Origin of the sequence: Billgrantia endophytica (assembly GCF_002879615.1) — a bacterium.
Classification (GTDB): Bacteria; Pseudomonadota; Gammaproteobacteria; order Pseudomonadales; family Halomonadaceae; genus Halomonas; species Halomonas endophytica.
The window spans coordinates 123,110-149,626 of sequence record NZ_PNRF01000028.1 but is presented as its reverse complement, the minus strand read 5'-3'; the positions used below and the strand labels follow the sequence as shown (position 1 = coordinate 149,626).

Genomic DNA, 26,517 nt, shown 5'->3' with positions numbered 1-26,517 from the left:
AGCCGACCATGGTGGGGCATGCTGTAGTTTCGCGACCGAGCGCGGAGCCAGGCCGTCACCTCTCGGTGCGGCAGAACCTGCCGTTCGGCCTGATGGGCCGCCACGGCATGCTCGCCAGCCATGCGTTGACCGCTAACTGGCAGGCATCACAGGAAAAAAACACAGAAAAGAGCCGGAGGTTTCCCGTCCGGCAAAATCGAAACAGCACGCTAAAAAAACACAACAATGCAAACGTGAAAGCGACTATCCAGTCGATTTTCGTCATCCCCTCAGAGGGTGTTTACGAACTACTGCGCTAGGCCATACTGCGTTGAAATCAGCCTCAAAATGCTCATTTACAGCACGTAAACTCCGCTTTTTCGACTGATTTCGCCTTGTCTGACCTTCGCTCGCTACTTTTGTAAACACCCTCTCAGTGACGAAAGCCGGTTGGAACAAGCATGGCCAGGCTTAGGGAAGCGCTGAACAAATCGACGAGCGGGATGAAACGCAAGGCGCATGGAGCACAGGAACCGGAGCATATGGGGTATATGTGAGGATTCCGAGCACCACGCAACGCAGCGATTCGCTCGCGTAGGCATTTGTTCAGTGTTTCCCTAGAAGTCGTATCGGATTCCCACCGTATATAATGGGTTATCGTCGATGTTCTCGCCGTTGACATCCTGATCGAACATCTCGGCATAGACGCGTACCGGACTGAAGCGATAGTCGATGCCGACCGCCCAGGGGTTGCTGCTGCTATCGCCCACATAGCTGACGTCATAGACGTCGGCATAGAGGTTACCCTGACCGTAGTTGAAGGTAGCACCCAGGCCGAAGATTTCCTTCACGGCAGTGTCAGCGGCCTGCGCATTCACCGAGCCCAGTTCCTCGTACTTGATACGCGCCGAGAAGTTGGGCAGGAACTTGTACTGAGCGGACACGCCCCAGATGTCTTCACCGGCTGCGTTGTTTGCACCTCCATCATAACTCGCGCCACGCTCTGAGACATCCTTCGACTGGTTGTAGCCCGCGGCCAGGTAGAGGTCGTTCCAGGTGTAGGAGATTGCCGCCGCCACCGAGGTCGCAGAGCTGTTGTCCCGAGCACCGATAGCCGTATTGTTACCGCTCAGGTGCTTGACCTGCGCATGGGCCTGCAGGCCGCTGAATACCGGCGAGGAGTAGGCCAGGCTATCGCCCCGTGAGCCGATCGACCCGGTATCCAGGCTGAGAAAGCCAGCGTTCTCATAGACATCGAACAGGCTGCTGACTGTCTGGAAATAGACACTGTCGAAATTTCCAACGGTGCCCGTTCCCAGTTGCTGGCTCCGGAGCCCCAGGAAGCTGTTGCGAATGGTCATGGGATCGGAGTTGACCGCATCGGCCCTGAAGCGAAACTCCATGTTGGCAAAGGCGCTCAAGTCGCTGTTCAGTGCATGGTTTGCACGGAAACCGAAGCGCGAGCCGTTGTTCCGGAACTGGCTACCACTGACTTTGCGGGAGTCGGGAGACAGATCCTGCGGGCCACCGGAGGTAACCATGTAGTTGAGTCGGCCATAAACATCTACCTTGGTACCGTCCTGATCGTAGACGGTCGCCGCCTGGGCAGAGGCAGCCATGACACCGACCAGACTGGTGGCGATGAGTGATTTCTTGAACATGAGAAGGTTCCTGAATGATCTCTTGGGATAGTGGGAAAAGGCGGGCTATCGTTGCTGGTAAAGCACCGAAGAAGCCAACAGATTCGAAATGTTTCTTTTAATTATAAAGTGAAAATTAGCAAGAGATCATGTAAGAAAAATGACGTTTTTCTTAATTAATTAAATTTCCAGTAGTAGAAAAACTCTATCACCCGGATGGTGACCGAGCCTGCACCCCGCAGTGGAGCCAGTTGTCATGGTTTCATCATGTCATCGACGCCGGGTCGTCACATGCAACTGTCATTCTCGCCGTCATGCTCTCCGGCAGCGAGGATGCCATGCGAATCTGTCTTGTCAGCGAGACCTGGTCGCCCGAGATCAATGGCGTCGCCCACACCCTTGCACAGCTGAGCCGCGAACTGCTGGCGCGGGGTGCATTGCTGCAGCTCATTCGCCCGCACCCGGCGGATGCCGATGCCCCGCGACATACGCCAGGCATGCAGGCCGAGCTACGAGTGAGGGGCATGGCAATGCCCGGCTACCGTGCCGTGCGCATCGGGCTGCCCGCCACACGACGCATCGAGCGCCTGTGGCAGAAGCAGCGTCCCGATGTCGTCTACCTGGCCACCCAAGGCCCCCTGGGGTGGTCGGCGAGACGCGCCGCCATACGCCTGGCCATCCCGGTCGTGGCCGGCTGGCATACCAATTTCGACCACTATTGCGGCGACTATGGCGTGCCCTGGCTGGCCCCGGCGCTGATGCGTACGCTGCGCCATTTCCACAACGGCTGTCAGGCCACCCTGATCCCCACCCGTCAACAAGCGGGCGAGCTCTCCCGTCAGGGCTTTCAGCGTCTCGAGGTCATGGGACGCGGGATCGACCACCAGCGGCTCGACCCGACACTGCGCTGTGCCAAGCTGCGTCGCAGCTGGGGCGCCGATGAGCACCGTCCGGTGGTATTGCACGTCGGCCGCCTGGCGGCAGAGAAGAACCTCACGCTGCTGCGCGAGACCCTGCACGCCATGCGCAGCGCGCACCCCGACATGGCCCAGGTAATCGTCGGCGACGGCCCGGCGCGCCGCTCGCTCGAAAAGGCACTGCCGGACGCGCACTTTACCGGTTTCATCTCGCCGGAAGCATTGGCCCAGCACTACGCCAGCGCCGACCTGTTCCTGTTTCCCTCTCTTTCCGAGACCTGGGGCAACGTGGTACCGGAAGCCATGGCCAGCGGCCTGGCCGTGGTGGCCTATCGCCACGCCGCCGCCGCCGAGCTCATCGATAGCGGCGTCAACGGCGTGACCGTGCCCGCCGGCGATGCCGAGGCGTTTCGCGAGGCTGCCGTCACGCTGTGCCAGCAGCCCGCCCACTATGCACGGCTGGGGCGCGCTGCGCGGCGGCGCGCACTATGCTGCCGGTGGCCGGCCATCGCCGACAGGTTCCTGTCAGTCCTCGAACAGTCCCGGGAGGCCGCCGATGCGACCACGCACCCCTGCGGTATTTGATCGGCTCGACCTGCTGGAGTGGCAGCTCTGCCAGCGCTTCGCCAATCTCAGCCTCTACCGCCCCTGGCTGGCCACGCTGCGGATGGCGAGCAAACTGGGCGATTGGCCGGCATGGGTGGCACTGATAGCCATCCAGCCACTGCTTCAGCCCGGCTCGGGCACCCGGCATATGCTCCAGTACGGCATCACGGCCCTGATCGCCATCGCCGTCTACCGGTTGATCAAGACCCGTCTGTGCCGCGAACGTCCCTTCATCACCTTTCACAAATGCATTCTCTGTGTCGAACCCGCCCGCGACCGCTACAGCTTCCCCAGCGGCCACACCATGCACGCTGTGATGTTCTGCGTGCTGACAGCCGCCCATGCCCCCTGGCTGCTGCCGCTCCTGGTGCCCCTGTCGCTGCTGATCGCCCTGTCACGGGTAGGGCTGGGCCTGCATTACATCAGCGATGTGCTTGCCGGTGCCGCCATTGGCTGGGCATTTGCACTGGCAAGCCTTTATCTCGTCGGTTAAGGGAAGCGTCATCCCAACTTCATCTCACCGACACCCTCCTGCCCCGGCATCGTCACAAGCGGGCACCAAGATAATGCCTGTCATTCCTTCCCGTTCAGCAGGTGAGACCCATGCCATTCCAGAACATGCCCCTTGCCACCATCCCTCGCGCCCTTCTCGGCACTACCCTTGCCGGCGCCCTTGCATTCACCGCCCTGCAGGCCAGTGCCGACCTAGCGCCGCGCTTCACCGACAGCGACGGTGACCTGGTGGCCGACGCCCCAAGCGATGAGTCGCAGTGGGTCGATCCCGATACCCTGGTCTTTGCCTATACCCCGGTGGAAGATCCGGCGGTCTATGTGGAGGTGTGGGCGGGTTTCCTCGAACACATGGAGGAAGTGACCGGCAAGCGCGTGCAGTTCTTTCCGGTACAGTCCAATGCCGCTCAGTTGGAGGCGATGCGCGCCGGGCGACTGCATGTCGCCGGCGTCAATACCGGCGGCAACCCCTTGGCGGTCAATTGCGCCGGATTCGTGCCATTCGCCATGATGGCGGCCGAGGATGGCAGCTACGGCTACGAGATGGAGATCATCACCTATCCGGGGAGTGGCATCGAGAACGTCGAGGACCTGGCGGGGCGCAGCATGGCGTTCACCTCGCCGACCTCCAACTCCGGGTTCAACGCCCCGTCGGCGCTGTTGCGCAGCGAGTTCGGCCTGGTCGCCGAGGAGGATTTCGAGGCCGCCTTTTCCGGTTCCCACGACAATTCCATTCTCGGTGTGATCAATCGCGACTACGATGCCGCGGCCATCGCCAATTCGGTGGCCGGGCGTATGATCGCGCGCGGCGTGGTCGACGAGGGCGACTACGAAATCCTTTATACCTCGGAGACCTTCCCCACCACCGGCTATGGCCACCTGTACAACCTGCATCCCGACCTGGCGGAGAAGATTCGCGAGGCGTTCTTCTCCTTCGAGTGGGAAGGCACGGCGCTCGCGCAAGAGTTCGCCAGCGCCGACGAAGCGCAGTTCATCCCGATCTCCTACCAGGAGCACTGGGAGGTGATCCGCACCATCAACGAAGCCAATGACGTGACCTACGACTGCGATTGAGCTTCGGCACTTGCCTGAAGAGGCCAATCGGGTGCCATGGCGGTTCGGTATCATGCTTTCGTCGTCGAACCGTCATGGGGGCGTCGCCTCACTGTCACGATCATTGCCTAGGGTGTTGCCTCATGTATCCAAACACCTTCGAGGCGCCTTCATGTCTTTCTCTCGCAAACGCTCCTGTCTGCTGGCTTCCACCGCAGTGGCCGCCCTGTCCCTCTCGATGCTGGTCAACGCCGACCTGGCATCGCACTTGACCGATGAGGACGGTGACCTGGTGGCCGATGCCCCGGGCGATGAGTCGCAGTGGGTCGATCCCGATACTCTGGTGTTTGCCTATACCCCGGTGGAAGATCCGGCGGTTTATGCCGAGGTGTGGGCGGGTTTCCTCGAGCATATGGAAGAGGTGACCGGCAAGCGCGTGCAATTCTTCCCGGTGCAGTCCAACGCCGCCCAACTCGAGGCGATGCGTGCCGGGCGTTTGCACGTGGCTGGCTTCAATACCGGCGGGGTGCCGCTGGCCGTCAACTGTGCCGGTTTCGTGCCATTCACCATCATGGCCGATGACGATGGGACGTTCGGCTACGAGATGGAGATCATCACCTATCCGGGGAGTGGCATCGGGGGTGTCGAGGACCTGGCCGGGCGTACCCTGGCCTTTACCTCGCCGACCTCCAACTCCGGCTTCCGTGCGCCTTCGGCGCTGCTGGGCAGTGAATTCGGCCTGCTGCCCGACGAGGATTTCGCCACGGCCTTTTCCGGTTCCCACGACAACTCGATCCTCGGTGTGGTCAATCGCGACTACGACGCCGCGGCCATCGCCAACGAGGTGGCAACGCGGATGATCGCGCGCGGCGTGGTCGACGAGGGCGACTACGAGATCATCTACACCTCGGAGACCTTCCCCACCACCGGCTATGGCCACGTCTATGACCTGCATCCCGATCTGGCCGACAGGGTGCGCGAGTCATTCGAGACGTTCGACTGGGCCGGCAGCGCGCTGGAGGAGGAGTTCGCCACCGCCGGGATGACCCGCTTCCTGCCCATCACCTACCAGGAGCAGTGGTCGGTGATCCGTACCATCGATGAAGCCAACGATGTGACCTACGACTGCGATTGATGACGGAGACTTCCCATGTTGACCCTATCGGCGGTCTGCAAGCGCTACCCCACCGGGGACCTGGCCTTGACCGACATCGACCTGGCCCTGCCTCGCGGCCAGGTGATGGCGCTGATCGGCCCTTCCGGGGCCGGCAAGAGTACCCTGATCCGCTGCGTCAACCGCCTGGTCGAACCCACCACGGGCAGCATCCGGCTCAATGATACCGAGATCACGCGGCTTTCCAGCGGCAAACTGCGGGAAGCACGCCGCACCATGGCGATGATCTTCCAGGAGTATGCCCTGGTGGATCGCCTGACGGTGATGGAAAACGTGCTGTCGGGACGACTCGGCTACGTGGGCTTCTGGCGCAGCTTCCTGCGCCGCTACCCCCAGGAGACCGTGACCGAGGCGTTCCGCCTGCTCGAGCGGGTCGGCCTGGCCCATGCGCTGGACAAGCGTGCCGACGCGCTCTCCGGCGGCCAGCGCCAGCGGGTCGGCATCGCCCGTGCCCTGTTGCAGAGCCCCAAGCTGCTGCTGGTCGATGAACCCACCGCGAGCCTCGACCCCAAGACCTCGCGTCAGATCATGCGGCTGATCCGCGAGCTGTGCGCCGAGCGCGAGCTGGCGGCGATCATCAATATCCATGATGTGGCGCTGGCCCGTCAGTTCGCCGATCGTATCGTCGGTTTACGCGCCGGCGAAATCGTCTTCGATGGCAAGCCGGGCGAACTGACCAGTGAGATACTCACCACCATCTACGGCGAGGAGGACTGGGATACCCAGGCCACGGAGGATGAGCGCTACGCGCCCCCTTCTGCCCAGCCATTGGCGCCACTGGCCAGGACGGGCCAGTTGGCCCCGGGCCTGACTGCGGGAGGCATTCGATGAGTCGGGAACAGCTCGCCAGCAAGGGAAAATGGCGACGCCTGCCGTTCATCGCCGACCCGACGCTGCGCTGGGGATTGGCCGTCGGTGCTGTCATCTACCTGGTGCTGGCGCTCTCCACCGTGGACGTCAACTGGGCGCGCGTCGCCGAGGGCGCCAGCCGCGGGCTCAACTTCCTGGCCGCCTTTGCCCAGCCGGACTTCATCAGCCGCCGCACCGACATCGTCAATGGCCTGCTGGAGAGCCTGACCATGACGCTCACCTCTACGGTGATCGGGGTGGCGCTGGCGATTCCGGTGGGGCTGGGCGCGGCACGCAACATCGCGCCCTGGCCGGTCTACCTGGTGTGCCGCGGCATCATCACCGTGTCTCGCACCTTCCAGGAGATCATCATCGCCATCCTGTTCGTGGTGATGTTCGGCTTCGGCCCGCTCGCCGGCATGATCACCCTGGCCTTCGCCACCATCGGCTTCATGGCCAAGCTGCTGGCCGAGGACATCGAGGATCTCGACTGGCGCCAGGTCGAGGCGGTGCGCGCCACCGGGGCGAGCTGGTGGCAGACCATGAATCACGCCGTCCAGCCCCAGGTGATGCCGCGTCTGATCGGTCTTTCGATGTATCGGCTGGACATCAACTTTCGCGAATCCGCCGTGATCGGCATCGTCGGCGCCGGTGGTATCGGCGCGACGCTCAACACCTCGATCAGCCGCTACGAATACGACACGTCGGCAGCCATTCTGCTGATCATCATCGCCATCGTGCTGTTGTGTGAGTACAGCTCGAGCCATGTTCGCCGCTGGACCCAGTGATGCAATGGCTGCGCGAACGAATCGCTGTGTTGCTCGACCCCCGAAGGAGTCACTGATGCCCGTTTCGACGACGCCGCAGGGCCAGCCGGCCTGGCGCCTGCGCACCACCCGCGCCCAGTGGCTCGGCTACCTGGCCTGGCTGGCCGGCATCTCGCTGTTCCTGCTGTGCTGGAAGCTGATCTCCGACAACACCATGTGGGTGTTCGTCGAGGATGCCGGCCGCCAGGGCAGCAATCTCATCGGCCGCATGCTGCCGCCCCAGTGGGGCTATGCCCACCGCCTGTGGAAGCCGATGTGGGACACCCTGAACATCGCCACCCTGGGAACGCTGCTGGGCATTGCCATGGCCTTTCCGGTGGCCTTCCTGGCGGCGCGCAACACCACGCCGCATCCGCTGGTGCGCAGCGTGGCACTGGTGATCATCGTCTCGTCGCGTTCGATCAACTCGTTGATCTGGGCCATGCTGCTGGTGACCATCCTCGGCCCCGGCGTGCTGGCCGGCATCATCGCCATCGCGCTGCGTTCCATCGGCTTCATCGGCAAGCTGCTCTATGAAGCCATCGAGGAGATCCACCCCACCCCGGTGGAAGCGATCAGCGCCACCGGCGCCGGGCGCCTGCAGGTGATGAGCTACGGGGTGCTGCCCCAGGTGATGCCCGCCTTCGCCGGTATCAGCGTCTATCGCTGGGACATCAATATCCGCGAGTCCACGGTGCTGGGGCTGGTGGGTGCCGGAGGGATCGGCCTGCAGCTCAATGCCGCGATCAACAGCCTGGCGTGGAACCAGGTCAGCGTGATCTTTCTGATGATCTTCGTCACGGTGCTGGTTTCCGAGTGGATCTCCGCCCGGGTGCGCCATGCGATCATCTGAGGTCCGCTCGGTCAGGTGCGCGACGCCCCCGCGTCGCCTGCCCGTCGACAATTGGCCAGGCAGACGATGGCCAGCATGGCCGCCACGGCAGGCAGCAGGAAACCGAGGGCGTAGCTGTCGCTCAGCCCGACGATCAGGCTGAACAGCGCCGGCCCCACCAATACCCCCATGTAGGTCAGCACCAGCACCGCCGCGGTGGCCTCTCCCACCTCGGCGGGGTGGCTGCGGCGGGCCACCTCGGCCAGGTAGACCCCATTCCAGCCGATGGCGGTGGCGCCCGCCATCACCAGCAACAGGACAGCCAGCCATTGCGGCAGGACGCCACCCAGCGCGGAGATGAGGACGAACAGGCCGGCCATGGCAACGGACAGGCCGAAGAGCACCGGCAGGCTGCGCCCCAGGCGATCGGCCAGCATTCCCCAACCGATGCGGCCCAGCACGCCCGCCGCATGCATGAAGGAGATGATGACCCCGGCGGCTACCAGCGTAATGAACAGCTCCTCGACCATGAAGGCTACCGCAAAGCTGAGCAGCGACAGCTGAGCTGCTGCCAGGCAGAAGCCGGCCAGCCCCATCCAGAACAGTGGCCGGTGCCGGTGGAGAACCGTCAGGCTTCCGACACCCTGCATGCGCACGGCGGCATCACGGTCACTGTCCCAACGCTGCCGGCGTATCTGAAGCAGCAGAGCCGTCAGTAGTGTCGCCCCACCCAGTATCAGAAACACTGCCTGCCAGTTCCATAGCGACGCCAGGGGCGGTGCCGCCAGGCCGGCGAGGATCCCACCCAGCGGTACGCCGGTCTGCTTGATCGAATAGACGAGATTACGCCGCTCGGGCGGCGTGAAGCGGGCCAACAGCTGGGCGGCGGCAGGGTTGGTCATTCCATAGGCGACCCCCAGCAGCATGGTGGTAACGAACAGCGCCATAGGCGTGCCGGCCAACGCCACCATACAGCCCACCACGACCAGCGACAGGGCAAGCTGGCTGGCCCGGCAGGCACCGACCCGGCGAGCCAGCACCGCCGCCTGCAACGAGGCGAGCATGGCGATACCGTACAGTAGGCTCACCTGCAGCCCCACGAGCCCGGTCGGCAAGCCGAAGGCAGCGGCAATCTGCGGCGCCAGGGTCGGCACCAGCAGCATTCCCGCGCTGCACAGCGCCTGAACCCAGGTGGCGGCCACCAGTACCGCAAGGCCCTCCTCCCCCTGACCCCGCAGCGGCGACGTTTCGAGTTCGGAGGGCTGGGGAGGAGGCATAGGAACGGTTCCAGGCGGAGAAAACCGTTAGCCTACACACAATCAGTCAGTTCCCGCCAATTCTTGTCTCGCCGCTTGTCTCGGCGAGGCCCTGTCATGCCACCGCCGCCTGTGGCTGGCAGCCCTCCAGCAGGCGACGCCACGTGGACCGTTCGGGTCGTCCCTCCTGACGCTCGGCATAGAGTTGCAGCACCAGTTCCCCCTCGGCGTCGAAGGCTTCCAGGCTGGTGACGCCGCCATCGCGATTGGGCTTGAAGACACGCCAGACACTTGCGATGGCCGAGTCGTCGAGGTGCAGGGTGAAGTCGTGGCCAAACAGGTTGAGCCAGCCACGACGACGTTGTGGAGTCACCAGTTGGCCGGTGCGAATCTGCACGCAGCCTGGACTCGCCACGAACAGCATCATCGGCAGGCGCTGCTCCGCCGCGCGCGTCAGCACGTCTTCCACGGCGCTGGGTGCCAGTGCCTGGGTAAAACGGCCTTCCATCAGTGCATTCGCCTCGCGGCGTTCGAGCCCATGTCGCCGCATCAGGCCGAAGAACTGATGCACATCGGTCATCGCCTCCCACTCGGCGGCCAGTTCGGGCACTCGGGGCAGCGGTCGCGCTTCGCAGGTCGCCATCTGCGTAAAGGCGGGCGACACGCCATTCCCCACCTTGACGAGAGTCTGCCAGGTGGGCGCCAGCTCATCGTCGAGAGCGAAGCACTTGTGCAGGGCACGGCCATGGCGATCGAAGATCTGCAGGCTCCAGCGCACTTTCGCGGCGCCTTCCCCGGGAGCCGATACGTCGCGAATCAGGCAGGCCCAGCGCCACTGACTGAACAGCAGACGCAGGTCCAGGCCGCCAGGAGCCAGCATCAGGCCAGCATGGGCACCGCCGCTCAAGCGTGGGTAGCTCCCCTCCTGCTCCAGCACCGCCAGTCGCGATCGGGTCAGTGCCTTGACGCGCCCCAGTTGATGCATGCGGGATGCCAGATCGCGAGGCGGGAGGGGCAGGTTCCAGACATCACGCCCGAGTCGTGCCGCCTGCAACTCCCCTTCGCTGATCGACAGGCACTCGGCGATGTTGATGGCGGGCAGACGCGGCCGCGCCTCGCGCGCCGCATCGAAGGCTTCCAGAATGGCACGTTGACGTGAAGATGGCGTTGTCATGCGATCCTCCTGAGTTACCACTGAAGGTTGAGGGCTGCAAACAGGCTGCGCCATATCGACAGAGGACGTGATCGGCTGACTGGGGGCGGCGTGGCCGCTGCCTGGCTGGCGGGATGTCGAATGGTGTATCAGGTGGTCAGAATCAGCTTGCCCAGACGGGTACGGCGCAGCACATAGCGACGTCCCTCGTGATGAATGATCAACTTGTCATCAGGGCCGAGAAGGGAGCGGCTGTCGACCTCGCGGTCCTGTCCATTGCCGGGACATGTCTCAAGGCCGTTAGCCGCGTCACGGGATGAATCGTCAGGCGGCTTCATGCGATTCAATGCCTCATGCTAATGATAACGATTATCAGCAAATCTATCAGAGTACCCTTCCCGGCTCAAGTCATTCGAGACAGTGCACGACGCCTTACCAGGCCAAGTGCCGCCTCACGGCAGGGACGAGCAAGCAACGGCAGCGGCAGGAACGAAGACCTCTCCGTCCCGGGCGAGACGCACATTGGCCGGCAGGTCTGGCTCGGCATGCAGGTTCTCTGCGTCGAGGACGTGACTGATATGGGTGAGATAAGCCATGGGCACCTTCAGCCGCTCGATGATCTGCAACGCCATTGGCAGGGTATTGTGGTTTCTCGGTTCCGAGTGCGAAGCGGGGTGCGTGGCATCCAGGATGACCACGTCAGGCGACCAGTCTCGAAGGAAGCGCTCGGTCTCGGCCGGCAGACCCAGGGTGTCCGTCAAATAGGCCAGTCGGGCGCCACCGTCATCGAGACAGTACCCCAGGGTGGGCTTGCTGTGAGCAAGCGGTACGGGCGTCACCGTCAACCCTTCGAGGTGTAACGGTCGGAAAGGCTTGAGCCCGGGGCGAAACTCCAGCACCCCGGGATTGCGATGGAGATCCGCGCAACCCTGAGCATCCTTGGGACCGTGAACCGGAATGGTATCTCCTTTCCCCCAGCGAAGGTGGAGGAGTCCCTGGACATGGTCGGCATGATAATGGGTGAGCAGGATGGCCGTCGGGCGATCCCGCTCACAGCTATCGGCCAGATCCATGCGCCCGGCATCCAGCAGGTAGCGATGCCCATCGGCATAGACTTCGGCGCAGCAGGGGCCGCGCCGATAGCTGGTAACCACACGGGCTCGTGCACAGGCCGGACAGTCGCAGCCGAAGCATGGCACCTGGGCACTGTCGCCGGTACCCACGAATCGGAACCTCATGGATGGCACTCCAGGATCAGCAGCTTGTCGAGGGCGTCCAGGCTCGCGGCCAGCGTTCCGCCGTTGTCGATGCGCGCTGCATCGGGGAGCGCCGATGCGAGTTCGCGGTGACGCGCCAGACGCGCCTCGATCTGTGCGTCACTTTCCCTTCCGCGCTGCCTGAGCCGCCCCCTCAGCACCGTCTCCGGCGCAGTGATCACCACGGGCAACAGTGCATCTCCCAGGCGCTGCCTGGCCAGAGGAAGTGCGTTGCGGCTCCCATTGACCAGCACTGTCGCCCCCCGCGCGAGCCAGGCCTCCAATTCGATCCCGAGCCCATAGTCGAGCTCGTGGGCAGTCCAGCTCAGACAGAAAAGGCCAGAACGGCGCCTGGCCTCGAACTCCTCCGGGGAAAGCGCCACGCTGTTCTCCGTGGCGCCACTTGCCCGGGTGACATAGCGGTGGGCCACGAGCCACTCGGGGTGTCGAACCCGCGCGGCATCGAGCAGGGTGTCCTTGCCCACCCCACTGGCACCCATCAAATAGACCAGGCGACTCATCAGTGCACCTGCCGGCCGGCACACCAGACACGCTGGACCAGGGGGTGCCCATCGACCAGGCGAACCCGCAGCAAGTCCGCACGCAGCCCCTCGGCCAGCCGCCCACGATCGGCCAGGCCCACCGCTTCGGCAGGGTTACGCGTGGCAGTGGCGACGGCGCGCGGAAGGCCATAGCCCTCTTCCATCCCCGCAATGTGGAAGATGGCATCAAGCATCGACGCCGGATAGTAGTCGGATGACAGCACATCCAGCACTCCGAGCCTCACCAGGTCGGCCGCTGCGATATTGCCGGAGTGGGAACCGCCCCGCACCACATTGGGGGCGCCCATCAATACCGCCATGCCAGCGCGGTGAGAAGCCTCGGCGGCTTCGTGGGTGGTAGGAAACTCCGCCACGCGAATGCCGTATTCGCGGCTCTCGGCAACGTGCTCGATGGTGGCATCGTCGTGGCTGGCCAGTGCCAGGCCCCGCCGCTGACACTCTGCCGCGATGCCGCGGCGATGGTCGCTGCTGTAGCGGACGCTATTGGCCAGTTGCCTGTCGATGAAGGTTGTTATTTCCTCATCAGAGAATCCGTACTTTCCCTGGTAATAGGTACGGTAGGCATCCAGGCTAATGAACTGGCGCTGCCCTGGGGCATGATCCATCAACGACACCAGGCCCAACAGGGGCGAATCGACGAGACGCTGGAAGGTTTCCAACGTAGCCGGATGGCAGACTTCACAGCGCAAGTGGAGGCGGTGGTCGACACGCGCCATCCCATGCGCCTGAATGTCCAGCATCGCATCGTGCATGCCATGAAGCGCCCCTTCACGCATGCTGTTCATGTCGATCGTACCGATGGAGAGCGAGTCGAATACCGTGGTGATGCCACTGGCTGCCATCTGGGCATCATGGGCCAGCGCCGCCTGACGGGCCGGCCACGCGACCTTGGGCCGAGGCTGGAAATACTTTTCCATGTTGTCGGTATGCAACTCGATGAGGCCTGGCAGCAGGTAATCGCCACCGCAGTCCACCGCCCCATGCACCTGGCTGGGCCGAGTATCCAGTTCGGCGATGCGGCCATCCCGGATTACCAGGCTACCGTCGATCACCTCGTCATCGAGCACCAGACGAGCATGGGTCAGGACCTGTTCAGCACAAGCATTCATCGGAACGACTCCCCAGGGTTCGGATCGGTGGCGGCAGTCATGGATGCCTTCATGTGCCGGTCGAGAGACAGCAGGCGATCGGCGACCCGGTCACGGACGCCCTCGTCATGAAAGATGCCCAACAACGCGGTACCGTGAGCCTTGGCCTCGAGGATCAGTTGCACCACCACCTCACGGTTGGCGGCATCCAGCGAAGCCGTGGGTTCATCGAGCAGGAGCAATGGATGCTCGCCGATGAAGCCCCGGGCAATGTTGACCCGCTGCTGCTCACCGCCGGAAAAGGTGCCTGGTGGAAGCGACCAGAGCCGCTCAGGCAGGTTGAGTCGCGCCAACAGGGCCTGTGCCCGGCCACGGGCCTCGACGGCATCGGCTCCCCGTGCCAACAGGGGCTCCATCACCACTTCCTCCGCCGAAACCCGGGGCACCACGCGCAGGAACTGGCTGACGTAGCCGATCACGTCACGGCGCAGCACATGCCAGGCATGGGAGGGCAAGCCGGCCAGGTCCAGGGGGCCGTCATCGAAGTGCAGCTGCAAGCCGCCGTCGGTGATGCGATAGTTGCCATGGAGCATCTTCAGCAGCGTACTCTTGCCGATGCCGCTGCGACCGGTCAGCACCAGGCACTCGCCAGGCCGAAGCGACAGCGAAAGGTCACGCATCACCTCGATCCGCAGTCCACCCTGCCCGTGGAGCACGAAGGTCTTGCCCAGGGCCACGGCGCTCAGGAAGGGCTGTGTCAATAGCGTCATGTTTCGGCTCCTCACGGTGTCAGCACCGACGACACCAGCAACTGGGTATAGGCATGCTGAGGATCGTCAAGGATCTGGTCAGTCAGGCCGGCTTCGATGACCCGGCCACGGCGCATCACCATCAACCGGTGTGCCAGCAGACGGGCCACGGCAAGGTCATGGGTCACCAGCACGACGGAAAGGCCCAGTTCGCGCACCAGGGTTCGCAGCATGTCGAGCAGTCGTGCCTGCACCGAGACATCCAGCCCCCCGGTGGGCTCATCCATGAACACCAGGTTGGGGCGTGTCACCAGGGTTCGGGCAATCTGCAGCCGCTGTTGCATCCCCCCCGAGAACGTCTTGGGAACATCGTCGATGCGTCGCGGGTCCAGCTCGACCCGGCCCATCCAGTCCTGGCCAGCGGCGCGCAGCTGACCATAATGACGATCGCCCAGCGCCATCAGCCGCTCACCGATGTTGGCTCCGGCTGAAACGCCGAGGCGCAGGCCGTCGCGGGGATTCTGATGCACCAGCCCCCACTCCAGGCGCAGCAGGGCACGTCGACGCGCTTCACCGATGGCATAAAGGTCCAGTTCCCCTTCATGGCCGTGATAGAGCACTCGTCCACGGTCTGGCGCCTCGAGCCCGGAGAGCACCCTCAGCAGAGTCGACTTGCCGGAGCCCGATTCACCCACGATGCCCAGCACCTCGCCGGCATGAAGACGAAAACCGATGTCCTCGCACCCCTTTCCGGGGCCATAGAGACGACTGATGCGGCGTGCTTCCAGCAGCACAGGCGGATCCAGTGGGGGACGATTCATGCCACCTCCTCGCAACGGCTCTGGCAATAGTCGGTGTCCGAGCAGACGAAAAGCCGCCCGCCGGCGTCGTCGGTGATCACTTCGTCGAGGAAGCTGTCCCATGCGCCACACAGGGCACAGGGGGCGTCCCAGCGCTGCACGTCGAAAGGGTGGTCCTCGAAGTCGAGGCTCTCCACCCGGGTATGAGGGGGGATGGCGTAAAGGCGTTTCTCGCGTCCCGCCCCGAACAGCATCAGGGCTTCGGACATGTGCAACTTGGGGTTGTCGAATTTGGGAATCGGCGAGGGGTCCATCACGTAATGACCGTCCACCTTGACCGGATAGGCGTAGGTAGTGGCGATATGGCCATGGCGGGCGATGTCCTCGTAGAGCTTGACGTGCATGACGCCGTACTCCTCCATGGCGTGCATCAGCCGGGTCTCCTGTTCGCTGGGCTCGATGAAGCGCAGCGGCTCGGGAATCGGCACCTGGAAGACCAGAATCTGACCGCGGCGCAGAGGCGCCTCGGGAATACGGTGGCGTGTCTGGATCAGGCTGGCCGCATGCGTGGCGGTGGTGGTGGCCACCCCGGCCACGCGCTCGAAGAAGGCCCGTATGCTCACGGCGTTGGTGGTGTCGTCAGCCCCCTGGTCGATCACCTTGAGCGTGTCGTCCTGGCCCAGGATGCTCGCCGTGACCTGGATGCCACCTGTGCCCCAGCCATAGGGCATGGGCATCTCGCGGCCTCCGAACGGAACTTGATAGCCTGGAATCGCCACGGCTTTCAGCAGCCCACGGCGCAGCATCCGCTTGGTCTGTTCGTCGAGATAGGCAAAGTTGTAACCGTTCATGCCCTCGCCTCCCCGGAGTCGGTAGATGTTGTCGCGGCTTGACGTTCGGCATGCTCGCGACGAAGGCGCCGCAGCAACTCGAGCTCCGCCTGGAAGTCCACGTAGTGGGGAAGCTTGAGATGGGAGACGAAGCCCGAGGCTTCCACGCTGTCGGCGTGAGCCAGCACAAACTCCATCTGCTGGGCCGGCCCTTCTATCGGTTCGCCCAGTTCCCCGGCACGCAGCGCCCGATCGACCAGCGCCATGGCCATGGTCTTGCGTTCGTTACGTCCGAAAGCCAGCCCATAACCGCGGGTGAAGCAGGGCGCCTCTTCCCGGGAGCCGGAGAACTGGTTAACCATCTGGCACTCGCTGATGACGATCTCACCGATGCAGACTGGCGCGTCATACCCCTCGACTTCGATCTCGATCTCCACCGGACCCTGGCGTATCTCACCGGCGAAGGGGTGGTTACGGCCATAGCCACGCTGGGTCGAATACCCCAGGGCGAGCAGGTAGCCTTCATCGCCCCGGGCCAGCATCTGCAACCGGGTGGCTCGATCGGCGGGAAAGCCGGGGGGCTCTTGGGTAATGTCGACGGGCTCGCTGCCGTCGTCGCGCTCGCGCTCGACCAGCCCCTCGGCGTCGAGCAGTTCGAGGACCTGCGGGCAGGGGTCCAGGGGACGGTCGCTACGCTCGGGGCCAGGGGTCTCGCCCTCGGCGAGCAGCAGGAAGTCGAGCAGGCGGTGGGTATAGTCGTAGGTCGGTCCCAGTATCTGGCCACCGGGGATATCCTTGTAGGTGGCACTGATACGCCTCTCGATCTGCATGGCATCCGTCTGCAACGGCACCGTGACCGCCAATCGGGGCAAGGTGGTTCGGTAGGCACGCAGCAGGAAGACCGCCTCGATCAGATCACCGCTGGCCTGCTTGAGCGCCAGGCCAGCCAGCTCAGGATCATAGAGCGAAGCTTCGGCCATCACCCTGTCCACCGCCAAAGGCAGCTGTCGGGTAAGCTGGGATACCTCGAGTTCGGGCCGGCGACGGTCACCACGGCGCCGATCCGCCTGCCACCGGTGGGCATTGGCAATCGCCTTCTCACCGCCCTTTACGGCTACATACATGCGGCTGACTCCTCGCTGCAGGGGATGTGGAAAATACGGGTGCTGCGGGGGATCGCCGTCAGCGTGCCGGCACAGGTGAGTACCGTATCCAGCCCCAGGGGGAAGCGAGTCCGGTTCGCCTGCAGTCGTTTCATCAGGGCTGCGCCCGGCCCCACGCCGAGCCGACGCGACTCACGGATGCCAGGGCCACTGAGCTGCCAGGCGCCATCCGGCACCAGGACATCGAGCAGCACGATGAGCGTGGTGCTGCGATCCGGGTAGCTGTCGCTACCCTCGGCAAAAGCCAATGACGTCTCTTCGAACCGCTCCGGTACCACCAGGGCGAAATCAGCCTCGGCAGGCCGCGCCGTGAACCGACAGCCGCCATGAAAGGCCAGGGCCTCGCGCAGTTCGTCACTGTCCATCGAAGGGTCGATCCAAAGACGGGAGTCCAGGTCACACAGCGTCAGCAGCACACCCCAGGCAGCGGGGCCCAGCGGTGAATCACCGGGCGGGGAGGGAGCCAGCACCTCGTGCAGGGTGCCCGGTTCGGCCATCGCGGTGAGTAATTGGCGAAACAGCCGCTGGCTGTCGTGAACGGGATCGGCAAAGGCTTGCCAGGGCATGGTCACTCTCCTCGCACCATGGTGAAGAAATCGACGCGCGTGGACGCGGCGGTACGCGACGCTGCCTCACGCCGCTCAGCCAACTCATCGGCCAGCGGTGCAATCAGTTCTGCATCGATACGCCGCTGCCAGTGCTCATGGCGCGCACAGGCATCGACCAGGGCGATCAATTCGGCATGGGACTTGTCACGTCCACGCACCCAGCCATCTCCGGGGGTACCGTCAATCAGGACGATGCTGGCCCGGGTCAGGGTCATTTCCCCCAGATTGAAGGTGCGGCCAGTGCCGCCGATGCGGCCTCGAACCATGGCCATTCCGGTTTCCGGTCCCCGGGTCGGCCGGTAGTCGACCCGAATGCCGAGGGCATCCCAAAGCGTTTCCAGGTGCTCCCGGGGCGTCAGCGCCAGCACACGCTGGCGTTGGATTTGCGTCATGAACCCACCTCGTCGATAGGGGAGGCGTCCTTGGTGGACGAGAAATCGATGTGATAAGCCATCCGGTCGGCCCGGGTTCGGCTGATCGATACCTCCACCAGGGCACCGGTCTGGTCGATGTTGTCGCTGGTCAGCTGCAGCAGCGGCGCATGCAAGGCACACTGCAACCAGCGGGCATCCTCTGCCGTCGCGCTGACGGCTTCGAGGCGTACACGCCGCCGGGTAAGCCGCAGACCGTAGTGCTGATCGAGGCAAGCCCGAGTAGAGCCACCACGGTAGCGTCGCAGCCAGTCGGGGAGGCGCCTCGGGTCGAACCAGTGACACAGTCGCAACAGGGGTGATGCCTCCACATGGCGCAGGGTTTCGACGCACAGCAGGGGCTCGCCGGCCGACAGCACGAAGCGCTGGGCGATCGACTCCGGCGGCACCGCCAACTGCTGGGCCAGGCAGCGTGTCTCGGTTGCCATGCCCAGCTCGGCCAGGTTGTGGGTGACCTTGCTGTCGGCGCTGACCGGATAGTCGAGACGCCGGTCGACGACCTGGGTGCCACGTCCCTGATGACGGGTCACCATGCCCGCCGCTACCAGCTCGTCCAGCGCCCTCCGGACGGTATGCCGGTTGACGTCAAAACGACCTGACAGCTCGCTCTCGGAGGGCAACAGCTCGCCTGGCCCATACTGTTGCCGGATCTCTCTTTCCAGGATGTCGGCCAGGCGACGATAGACCGGGGGAGACTTTTGTCTAGACATGTTCCGTGATACCTCTTCTGGTGTGCTCAGGCCCCCTCGATCAACCGGCTGCGGATCTTCCCGGAGACCCAGTCGATGAGATAGACGGTGAACAGAATCATGAGCAGGATGGTGGCGACCTCCTCCCAGTGATGCCCGCGAATGCGCTCGGAGAGCTGATAGCCGATGCCGCCGGCGCCCACGATGCCGAGGATGGTGGCGCTGCGTATGTTGGACTCGAAGATGTAGAGCGTGGAGGAGATGAACATCGGCAGTACCTGGGGCAGGATGCCGAAACGGGCGCACTGGAGGGTGTTGCCACCGTTGGCGGCGACTCCCTCGCCGGGCTTGCGATCCGCTCCCTCCACCGCTTCGGAGAACAGCTTGGCCAGCGTACCGATATCGGAAATGATGATGGCCATCACCCCTGCCAGGGGGCCCAGACCCACCGCCCTGACGAACACCAGCGCCCAGACCAGCTGGTCCACTCCGCGCAGAAAATCCATGCCGCGCCGCACGAAGAAGCGCCCGGGGCTGAAACGCAACACGTTCCGCGCCGACAGGAAGGCGAAGGGCACCGCGATCAGGGCCGCGAACAGGGTGCCGATGAAGGCCATGGCCAGGGTTTCGAAGATCGCTTTCATGAACTCCCACATCACGCCATCAATGGAGGGGGGAAACATGAATCTGATCAGCATCCCCAACTGGCCCAGACCGTTCCACAACCTGACCGGTGAGAAATCGAACACCACCAGGCCATAGAGCAGCACCGCGAAAGGTATGCCCCAGGCCAGCGCCAGACCGATCCCGCGCCGGGCATTGAAGGCGAATATCTCGGGATAGCGCTGCTCTGCCATGGCCACCGTGAGGGGGCCGGCGGCACGATGGGCAATCGTCATGAGAAGTTCTCCTTGCCGATGAAGCCATGCCGAATGCGTTCGCAGAGCATGTCTGTGAGGGACACGGCGACGACGATAAGCAGGATCAGGGCGCTGACATCCTCGTAATAGAGCATGCGGATGGCGGTGATCAGTTCCTGACCGATACCGCCGGCACCGACGATGCCCATCACCGTGGCGGTACGTACATTGATTTCGAAGCGCCACAGGCTGTAAGAGATCAGGCTCGGCGCTACCAGCGGAAAGACGGCAAAGCGCATGCACTGCACCCAATCGGCACCGACACTCCTGAGCCCATCGAGCGGTTTCATGTCGATGTTTTCGATCGCCTCGGAGAACAACTTGCCCGAGGCCCCCATGGAGTGGATCGCGATGGCCAGGATTCCGGCCAGTGGTCCAAGGCCGAAGGCGAAGACGAAGATCAGCGCATAGACCAGGTCGGGGACGGTTCGCGCCACTTCCAGCACCCGCCGGGACAGTACCGTCAGCCACGCACCGGGGCTGACGTTGCGCGCCGCCACGAAGCCGAGAACGATGGCACCAAGAGTGCCCAGCAGCGTGGCCACATAGGCCATCAACAGCGTCTCGCCGAGCAGCACCATCCAGCCGGGGAAGCCATAGAACCAGTAGGCCATGTCCTCGCGAAACGTGGCGACGCCAAGCTCCGGCAGTATCTTGACGAGGTACTCGTGCACCTTGGGCAGCCCTTCGGCGATCCTCCCGGGGCTGAAGTGGCTGAGATAGGCAGAGGTAATGAACAGCGCCAGAAACACGGAACCACCCAGTAGCCAGACCCGGTACTTCTCTATTCGCGCCTGATGCTGGAGACGCCGGAAGCTCTGCCAGGCCGTGGAGCCGGTATTGTCATGCTGAGTCGACATTGTGAGACTCCTTTGCCGGCCGCCCTTTCGCAGGCATCCTCTTGGGCGGCCGGGGGTCGAACCCGAGGACGACTAGCGCTGGCGCCGGGAGTCTCGCAGTTCCTGTACCGCCGAGAGAATCGGCTGGTACATCTCATGGGTGGCTACCACGAAACCGGAGGTACGACCGGAAGCGGCGGCATCGGCCAGCTCCGGACGCTCCTCATGCAGGGTCAGGAAGAACTCGGTGATGTCCCGCTTCATCTCTTCGGGCAGGTCGCTGGGAACGGCATAGAGTGGGTTGGGAATCAGCGGTGATTCCCAGATCACCCGGATGTCCTCGCGGTCCAGCATGCCGCGATCCATCATCATGCGCAGCTGGCCGGTATTGTCCCCCTTGGAGGTCCAGGTGAAGGCGGAATCGAGGGAGCCGTTGAGTACACCAATCACGCTCTGCTCATGCCCCCCGGAGAAGACGGTATTACCGAAGAAATCGCTGGGTTCGATACCGTCCTCACGCAGACTCACCAACGGCACCAGGTAGCCCGAGGTGGAGTTGGGGTCGGCCCAGGCCAGGGATTTGCCTTCCAGGTCTTCCAGGTTGTGGTAGTCGCTGTCGGAGCGCACGATCAACACCGAATGATAGCCCAGCTCACCGTCCAGCTCGGCCGGCACCGTCAGCGGCTCGACACCTCCATCGCTGTCGATCCAGCCAGCCGCATAGGACGATCCACCCAGGCGAGCCAGGTGAACATGACCGGCGGTCAGGGCCTGCACCACAGCGGCATAGTCGTTGGCCTGCTGGATACGCATCTCGATGCCCAGCTTCTCCTCGAAATAGTCTGCAAGGGGCTGGAAGCGATCGATGGTAGCGGCCTGGTTCTCCACGGTGGTGGCACCCATGGTCACTATCGGATAGTCGGCACGCCAGTCGGCCTGGGCCACGGTGAAAGCCAGTGGGGCCAGCATGACAGTAGCCAGGGTAGTCTTGATCATATGCAGTTTCATTTCTTGCCTCATGGATTATCGAAATTTCCGTACAAACAAAGCAGGAACATCAGGCAAAGGCGGCGACATTGTCAGGCCCCTGCCGTGACCAGACCTCACCAGAGGTGACACTTTCATTCACATCTTTCTCACCATCTTCAATGCCATATATTCTCTGCACTGAGTCACGATCAAGCTGCTGTGGAGAGCCATCGAAGACCACTTCGCCATGAAGCATTCCGATCACACGATCGCAATATTGGCGCGCCGTTTCCAACGAGTGGAGGTTGCACATCACGGTAATACCCTGTGACTGGTTGATGTGCTTGAGCGAGTCCATTACCATCGCGGCGCTGCGCGGATCGAGCGAAGCAATCGGTTCATCGGCAAGCATGATGCGAGGCTTCTGCATCATCGCTCTGGCGATGGCGACTCTCTGCTGCTGACCACCGGACAGGTTGCCGGCTCGCTGCAGTGCCTTGTCAGCCATGTCGAGCTGTTCGAGGGCCTGGATCGCCTGCGCCTTCTCCTCGCGGGTGAAAACCTTGAACATTGATGGCAGGGTAGCGTGGTGGGATATCCTTCCCATAAGCACATTGGTGATCACATCCAGGCGCGGTATCAGGTTGAATTGCTGGAAGATCATTGCCGTCTGCCCCCGCCATCGGCGGAGCGACTTTCCCTTCAACTGGCTGACCTGCCTTCCGCCGAAGGTGATGATGCCCTCAGAGACATCGGTCAATTGATTGACCATCCTCAGAAGCGTCGATTTACCCGCACCGGATCGGCCGATAACGCCGACCATCTGGCCTTCGGGAACCTCGAAGCGAAGATCATGAATCACACGTGTCTTGCCGAAGCATTTACTGACACCTTCCACTCGTAGCATCGCCCTTACCCCTTTCCGGTTTGCATGGCGTCATGCAGTGGTTTGTTGTGATCAAGATTACGGGGGGCAGATGAAGAGGACTTGTCTAGATAATTTCATTACCGTGAACAATTACCTGCCGAAACAGCTGGCATTTCTTGCGGAAAAAACAGGATCAACAATAAAACAAAGGGGTAGAGAATTCGGCATCTACCCCAGATGGGTTTTGTCATCGGAATGACATACTTGAAATCATGGAAACAACGGAAGAGGCAGCATCAAGCCATCGGCCTTACGGGCGCTCACCGCGAGCCAGGCGGCCGTCGAGTTCGATCAGCAGGTCCGGCAACTCGGCGATGGAGTCGATGACCGCATGGGCCCCGGCCGAACGCAGCCGCTGGTGGGCCCGTTCACGCAGCACCTGCCGTTCAGGTTCGGGCAATACCCGCCAGGCCTCCAGGCTCAGGCCCACGGCATTGCCGGAAACCGCCACGCCGATACTCCACATGCCGGCATTGAGCCCCTCCTCGATACCCACGACGGTATCGTCGACCTTGACGCACGCCTGCACGCAGGGCGCCTCGAGCTCCATGGCACCCTGCAGACACATGTGAGGCGCGGGCCGCCCGGCCGCCACATCGGTGGCACAGACCACCGATTCCGGCATGAAACCCTGATCGGCCAGAGCCGACAGCAGCCCCTCGATCATTTCCCGCCCGTAGCCGGTATTGACTCCGACCCGTATCCCCCTGCGATGACAGTACTCGAGCAGATCCGAAAGCCCCGCTATGGCCCGGGCCCGCTCGGCTATGGCCGCCACCTGCACCGGCACGAAGTCGCGATAGAGCCGGTCGATGTCGGCCTTGCCGGCGGCGCTGCCGTGGGTACTTCGCCAGGCCTCGGCGATGCGCGGCATGGCCAGCAGGGCACGAATATGCTCACGCTTCTCGCTACCCATGGGAGCACGCGCCTCGACACCGGAGATCATCACGCCGTTGTCGGCGAAAAGCTGCTTGAAGGCATGGATGGGGGCCGTGGAACCGAAGTCCACACAGGTTCCGGCCAGGTCCATGATCAGGGCACGAATCGGCCCACGGTAGCTGCGTTGATAGTGGTACATGATAGGTCTCCTTAGGCAGTGGGTTCGGTCGTGACCGAGGTCGCTGTCATGCCATTCCACCGGTATCGCCGCCACGGCCTTCCGATCGAAGCCGCCACAGTTCCGATGCGTCATGCGTCAGCCTCCAGGCACCAGCCCTGGGTCAGCATCGCCTTGACCTCGCTACCCTCGGCGATGGCGCGTGGGGAATAGGCCACCAGCGGCGTCAGGTCCGCCAGGCGCAGGCTCAGTTCGTAGCGCTCGCCGCGAAAGATGCTGCGCTCGACCCGGGCGTTCAGCCCCTGCTCCCCCAGTTGGACGTGTTCCGGGCGCACCAGCACCGGCTGATGGCCCGCCCCGCTGGCCTGGCTTGCCAGCGACATCAGCATGTCAGTCGCCAATACCTGCCCCGGGGTGCCGCCGGGCAGCGACAGGACACTGCCATCGCCGATGAAGCCCGCCAGCCATTCGCTGCGCGGCTGACGGTAGAGTGTCTCGGGAGTGGCCCACTGCACCAGCTCCCCCGCCTTCATCACGGCGATCCGATCGGCCAGCGACATCGCCTCGCTCTGGTCATGGGTGACGTAGACCAGGGTAGCCCCGGTGCGATGGTGGAAATCGCGAAAGCACTCCTCCATCGAGGCGCGCAGGTGACGGTCGAGATTGGCCAGCGGCTCGTCGAGCAGTACCACCGAGGGCGAGGTGACCAGGCAGCGGGCAAGGGCCACCCGCTGCCGCTGGCCGCCGCTGAGCTCCTGAGGGCTGCGCTCGGCGTAGGCCTCGAGTCGCACCAGCGCCAGGGCCTCGCGCACTCGCCGCCGGTAGTCGTTGCCGCCGATGCCGCGCAACTTCACCGGGTAGCCAACATTGTCGGCCACGTTCATGTGCGGCCATAGCGCATAGCTCTGGAATACCATGCCCATGTTGCGCTGTTCGGGTGGCAGGTGATGGGTGGTATCGGCCCACAGGCGTCCGCCCAGGGCTATCCGCCCCGCCGAGACCCGTTCGAAGCCGGCCAGCATGCGCAGCATGGTGGTCTTGCCACAGCCGCTGGGGCCCAGCAGGGCGACGAACTCGCCGGGCTCGATCTCAAGCGACAATGAACGCACGGCATGCTGGTCGCCGAAGCGCTTGCCGACACCCTCGATGCTCAGGCCTTCCATGGAATCACTCCCTTGGGTAGCCAAGCCGCCAGCAGATTCAGCGCCAGCATCAGGCCGGCGACCAGGGCCACGACCAGTACCGCCAGCGCCGAAGCCAGCACGCTCTCTCCGCCTTCGTCGAGATTGAAGATCAGTACGCCCAGGGTCTCGTTGCCGGCACTCCACAGCAGCGCCGATACGGTAAGCTCGTTGACCGCCAGCAGGAAAACCAGGATGCCACCGGCGAACAGTGCCGGAGCCATCAGCGGGAAAATGATGCCCGCCAGACGCCGCCAGGGACCGGCACCGGCCAGTTGGGCGGCCTCCTCCAGCGAGGGGTCCAGCTGAGCGAGGCTGGCGACCACCGGTTTGAGACACACCACCAGAAAGCGCGCCAGATAGGCAACGAAGATCAATCCCAGGGTGCCGTAGAGTGTGACCTGGACGATCGGCAGAGGGCGCACGAACAACAGGATGCAGGCAACCGCCAGCACCACGCCGGGCAGCGCGTAGGGCACCTCGATGGCGCTCAGTGTCAGTCCCTGCCAACGCCGAGGCAGGCGCTGCAGGTGATAGGCCAGCGGTAGGCTGAGCGCCATCAGCATCAGCGCCGCACCACCGGCCAGCACCAGGCTGTTGCGCATGGCTCGCCGCGTCACTCCCTGGCGACCGAGCATCTCGCGAAATGCCTCGAGCGAGACTGTCTCCGGGGTCAGTGGCACGCCCATGGCCGGCACCAGCGAACTCACCACCAGGGCCGCCAGCGGCGCGACAAGAATGACGGCCAGCATGGTTACCAGAACAGCCTCCACTCCACCACGCCAGCGACCCAGGGCGAAGTCATGGGGGCGGCCGCTGTGGCCTACCAGGCCGAAACGGCTGCGTCCCGACAGGAACTGTTGAAGCGCCACACCGGCCAGGGCCAGCAAGCCGATCAGCATCGACAATGCCGCCATTTCCGCCAGCACGCCGGTGCCGAAGCTGGCCATGCGCTGGTAGATCAGGGTCGGCAGCACAAGGTAGCCGGCGGGAATGCCGAGCATGGCGGGAATGCCGAAGTTGCCGAGGCTGGAGATGAAGGCCATGGCGCCACCGACGATCAGTCCGCTGCGAGTGATCGGCAGGATCATGTGTCCCCACACCTGGGCCTGGCTTGCACCACTGATCCTCGCCGCCTCGATCAGCTCGCGGGGCAGCGACAGCAGGCTGGTGCGCAGCGCCAGAAACACCAGCGGCGCACTCTGGATACCCAGCAGCAGGGCGATGCCCCCCGCCGAGTAGAGCGGTTGGGGACTACCCAGCGCCGGGGCGATACCCAGACTGTTGAGCAATGGGCTGGCCGGCCCGGACAGCTGCAGCCAGCTCAGCGCGGTGACCTGGGGCGGAATCATCATCGGCAGCATGAAACAGAACACCAGCCATGGCTTGCCGCGCACGTCGGTGAGGGTGATGACAAAGGCAAACAGCCCGCCCAGCAGCAGGGCGAGCAGCATGCCCAGGGTGGAGGTATAGAGGCTATGCCACAAGGCGCGCCAGGTGCTGGTCGAGGTGAGCACCCGCCACAGGGGCGAACCGGTGCCCTGCCCGAGATCGCTCAGCGCTTCCAGCAGCAGTCGCAGACTGGGGATAAGGCTGAGCAGTACGATCAGCACCAGCAGCAGGGAAAACAGCCGGCGCTGCTGGCCGCCGTGAGACAGGACCGATGCCATG

At 63.6% G+C, this 26,517-nt stretch carries 29 protein-coding genes; 8 read left to right on the top strand and 21 right to left on the bottom strand.

From position 1 onward, the window contains the following. The first annotated feature begins 8 nt into the window (after positions 1-8). Positions 9-299, top strand: a complete 291-nt coding sequence (locus C1H69_RS23605) for a hypothetical protein (protein ID WP_165789483.1) — start codon at positions 9-11, stop codon at positions 297-299. A 297-nt stretch (positions 300-596) separates the two neighbouring features. Here C1H69_RS23605 and C1H69_RS13970 read toward each other — a convergent pair whose 3' ends face one another. Further along, complete coding sequence (locus tag C1H69_RS13970; protein WP_102653995.1) at positions 597-1,640, bottom strand: porin; 1,044 nt, start codon at positions 1,638-1,640, stop codon at positions 597-599. Positions 1,641-1,957: 317 nt separating this feature from the next. Here C1H69_RS13970 and C1H69_RS13965 point away from each other — a divergent pair, with 317 nt between their 5' ends. From C1H69_RS13965 to phnE (C1H69_RS13935), 7 genes are all read left to right on the top strand, one after another. Then, on the top strand, positions 1,958-3,121 hold the full coding sequence (locus C1H69_RS13965) for a glycosyltransferase family 4 protein (protein ID WP_102654146.1): 1,164 nt from the start codon (positions 1,958-1,960) through the stop codon (positions 3,119-3,121). Beyond that, positions 3,093-3,635: a phosphatase PAP2 family protein gene (locus tag C1H69_RS13960; protein ID WP_102653994.1), complete on the top strand. Its 543-nt coding sequence runs from the start codon at positions 3,093-3,095 to the stop codon at positions 3,633-3,635. The genes C1H69_RS13965 and C1H69_RS13960 overlap by 29 nt, the downstream gene beginning before the upstream one ends. 110 nt (positions 3,636-3,745) lie before the next feature. Continuing rightward, positions 3,746-4,726, top strand: a complete 981-nt coding sequence (phnD, locus tag C1H69_RS13955) for a phosphate/phosphite/phosphonate ABC transporter substrate-binding protein (RefSeq protein WP_422666902.1) — start codon at positions 3,746-3,748, stop codon at positions 4,724-4,726. A gap of 151 nt (positions 4,727-4,877) precedes the next feature. Beyond that, positions 4,878-5,840 carry a phosphate/phosphite/phosphonate ABC transporter substrate-binding protein gene (gene phnD / locus C1H69_RS13950; protein ID WP_102653993.1) on the top strand — a complete coding sequence of 321 codons (963 nt, stop codon included), beginning with the start codon at positions 4,878-4,880 and terminating at the stop codon, positions 5,838-5,840. A gap of 15 nt (positions 5,841-5,855) precedes the next feature. Beyond that, positions 5,856-6,710: a phosphonate ABC transporter ATP-binding protein gene (gene phnC / locus C1H69_RS13945; protein ID WP_102653992.1), complete on the top strand. Its 855-nt coding sequence runs from the start codon at positions 5,856-5,858 to the stop codon at positions 6,708-6,710. Continuing rightward, the gene (gene phnE / locus C1H69_RS13940) at positions 6,707-7,516 is read left to right on the top strand and encodes a phosphonate ABC transporter, permease protein PhnE (RefSeq protein ID WP_102653991.1); all 810 of its coding nucleotides are present in this window, start codon (positions 6,707-6,709) and stop codon (positions 7,514-7,516) included. The genes phnC (C1H69_RS13945) and phnE (C1H69_RS13940) overlap by 4 nt, the downstream gene beginning before the upstream one ends. A 55-nt stretch (positions 7,517-7,571) precedes the next feature. Beyond that, a complete protein-coding gene (gene phnE, locus C1H69_RS13935; protein WP_102653990.1) occupies positions 7,572-8,387 on the top strand; it encodes a phosphonate ABC transporter, permease protein PhnE in 816 nt (271 codons plus the stop codon). Positions 8,388-8,398: 11 nt separating this feature from the next. Here the strand turns inward: phnE (C1H69_RS13935) and C1H69_RS13930 are convergent, their stop codons facing one another. The 20 genes from C1H69_RS13930 to C1H69_RS13835 all read right to left on the bottom strand — a co-directional run bounded on the left by C1H69_RS13930 (position 8,399) and on the right by C1H69_RS13835 (position 26,516). Beyond that, a complete protein-coding gene (locus C1H69_RS13930) occupies positions 8,399-9,643 on the bottom strand; it encodes an MFS transporter (RefSeq protein ID WP_102653989.1) in 1,245 nt (414 codons plus the stop codon). A 94-nt stretch (positions 9,644-9,737) separates the two neighbouring features. Next, a complete protein-coding gene (locus tag C1H69_RS13925; protein WP_102653988.1) occupies positions 9,738-10,796 on the bottom strand; it encodes a hemin-degrading factor in 1,059 nt (352 codons plus the stop codon). A 128-nt stretch (positions 10,797-10,924) separates the two neighbouring features. Continuing rightward, complete coding sequence (gene hemP, locus C1H69_RS13920) at positions 10,925-11,113, bottom strand: hemin uptake protein HemP (protein ID WP_102653987.1); 189 nt, start codon at positions 11,111-11,113, stop codon at positions 10,925-10,927. 114 nt (positions 11,114-11,227) lie between these two features. Beyond that, complete coding sequence (gene phnP, locus C1H69_RS13915; RefSeq protein ID WP_102653986.1) at positions 11,228-12,013, bottom strand: phosphonate metabolism protein PhnP; 786 nt, start codon at positions 12,011-12,013, stop codon at positions 11,228-11,230. Then, a complete protein-coding gene (phnN, locus tag C1H69_RS13910) occupies positions 12,010-12,552 on the bottom strand; it encodes a ribose 1,5-bisphosphokinase (protein WP_102653985.1) in 543 nt (180 codons plus the stop codon). Before phnN ends, phnP begins: the two co-directional genes overlap by 4 nt. After that, complete coding sequence (locus tag C1H69_RS13905) at positions 12,552-13,703, bottom strand: alpha-D-ribose 1-methylphosphonate 5-triphosphate diphosphatase (RefSeq protein ID WP_102653984.1); 1,152 nt, start codon at positions 13,701-13,703, stop codon at positions 12,552-12,554. Before C1H69_RS13905 ends, phnN begins: the two co-directional genes overlap by 1 nt. Further along, complete coding sequence (gene phnL / locus C1H69_RS13900) at positions 13,700-14,452, bottom strand: phosphonate C-P lyase system protein PhnL (protein ID WP_102653983.1); 753 nt, start codon at positions 14,450-14,452, stop codon at positions 13,700-13,702. The genes C1H69_RS13905 and phnL overlap by 4 nt, the downstream gene beginning before the upstream one ends. Positions 14,453-14,463: 11 nt before the next feature. After that, a complete protein-coding gene (gene phnK, locus C1H69_RS13895) occupies positions 14,464-15,252 on the bottom strand; it encodes a phosphonate C-P lyase system protein PhnK (RefSeq protein ID WP_102653982.1) in 789 nt (262 codons plus the stop codon). Next, positions 15,249-16,082, bottom strand: a complete 834-nt coding sequence (locus tag C1H69_RS13890) for an alpha-D-ribose 1-methylphosphonate 5-phosphate C-P-lyase PhnJ (RefSeq protein WP_102653981.1) — start codon at positions 16,080-16,082, stop codon at positions 15,249-15,251. Before C1H69_RS13890 ends, phnK begins: the two co-directional genes overlap by 4 nt. Then, the gene (locus tag C1H69_RS13885; protein ID WP_102653980.1) at positions 16,079-17,185 is read right to left on the bottom strand and encodes a carbon-phosphorus lyase complex subunit; all 1,107 of its coding nucleotides are present in this window, start codon (positions 17,183-17,185) and stop codon (positions 16,079-16,081) included. The genes C1H69_RS13890 and C1H69_RS13885 overlap by 4 nt, the downstream gene beginning before the upstream one ends. After that, a complete protein-coding gene (gene phnH / locus C1H69_RS13880; RefSeq protein WP_102653979.1) occupies positions 17,176-17,790 on the bottom strand; it encodes a phosphonate C-P lyase system protein PhnH in 615 nt (204 codons plus the stop codon). The genes C1H69_RS13885 and phnH overlap by 10 nt, the downstream gene beginning before the upstream one ends. A 2-nt stretch (positions 17,791-17,792) precedes the next feature. Next, positions 17,793-18,224 (bottom strand): phosphonate C-P lyase system protein PhnG, encoded by a 432-nt coding sequence (phnG, locus tag C1H69_RS13875; RefSeq protein ID WP_102653978.1) that lies wholly within the window; start codon positions 18,222-18,224, stop codon positions 17,793-17,795. Then, positions 18,221-18,973, bottom strand: a complete 753-nt coding sequence (gene phnF / locus C1H69_RS13870; protein ID WP_102653977.1) for a phosphonate metabolism transcriptional regulator PhnF — start codon at positions 18,971-18,973, stop codon at positions 18,221-18,223. The genes phnG and phnF overlap by 4 nt, the downstream gene beginning before the upstream one ends. Positions 18,974-18,999: 26 nt before the next feature. Then, entirely contained in the window at positions 19,000-19,851 is an 852-nt protein-coding gene (phnE, locus tag C1H69_RS13865; protein ID WP_205738486.1) for a phosphonate ABC transporter, permease protein PhnE, read from the bottom strand. Beyond that, positions 19,848-20,732 carry a phosphonate ABC transporter, permease protein PhnE gene (phnE, locus tag C1H69_RS13860; protein ID WP_102653976.1) on the bottom strand — a complete coding sequence of 295 codons (885 nt, stop codon included), beginning with the start codon at positions 20,730-20,732 and terminating at the stop codon, positions 19,848-19,850. The genes phnE (C1H69_RS13865) and phnE (C1H69_RS13860) overlap by 4 nt, the downstream gene beginning before the upstream one ends. Before the next feature lie 72 nt (positions 20,733-20,804). Further along, entirely contained in the window at positions 20,805-21,719 is a 915-nt protein-coding gene (gene phnD, locus C1H69_RS13855) for a phosphonate ABC transporter substrate-binding protein (protein WP_165789482.1), read from the bottom strand. Positions 21,720-21,768: 49 nt separating this feature from the next. Continuing rightward, positions 21,769-22,587 carry a phosphonate ABC transporter ATP-binding protein gene (gene phnC, locus C1H69_RS13850; protein WP_102653974.1) on the bottom strand — a complete coding sequence of 273 codons (819 nt, stop codon included), beginning with the start codon at positions 22,585-22,587 and terminating at the stop codon, positions 21,769-21,771. Between the two features lie 271 nt (positions 22,588-22,858). Further along, positions 22,859-23,686 carry a phosphonoacetaldehyde hydrolase gene (gene phnX / locus C1H69_RS13845; RefSeq protein WP_205738485.1) on the bottom strand — a complete coding sequence of 276 codons (828 nt, stop codon included), beginning with the start codon at positions 23,684-23,686 and terminating at the stop codon, positions 22,859-22,861. A 110-nt stretch (positions 23,687-23,796) separates the two neighbouring features. After that, on the bottom strand, positions 23,797-24,828 hold the full coding sequence (locus tag C1H69_RS13840; protein WP_102653973.1) for an ABC transporter ATP-binding protein: 1,032 nt from the start codon (positions 24,826-24,828) through the stop codon (positions 23,797-23,799). Further along, entirely contained in the window at positions 24,816-26,516 is a 1,701-nt protein-coding gene (locus tag C1H69_RS13835) for an ABC transporter permease (RefSeq protein WP_102653972.1), read from the bottom strand. The genes C1H69_RS13840 and C1H69_RS13835 overlap by 13 nt, the downstream gene beginning before the upstream one ends. Position 26,517 lies beyond the last annotated feature (1 nt).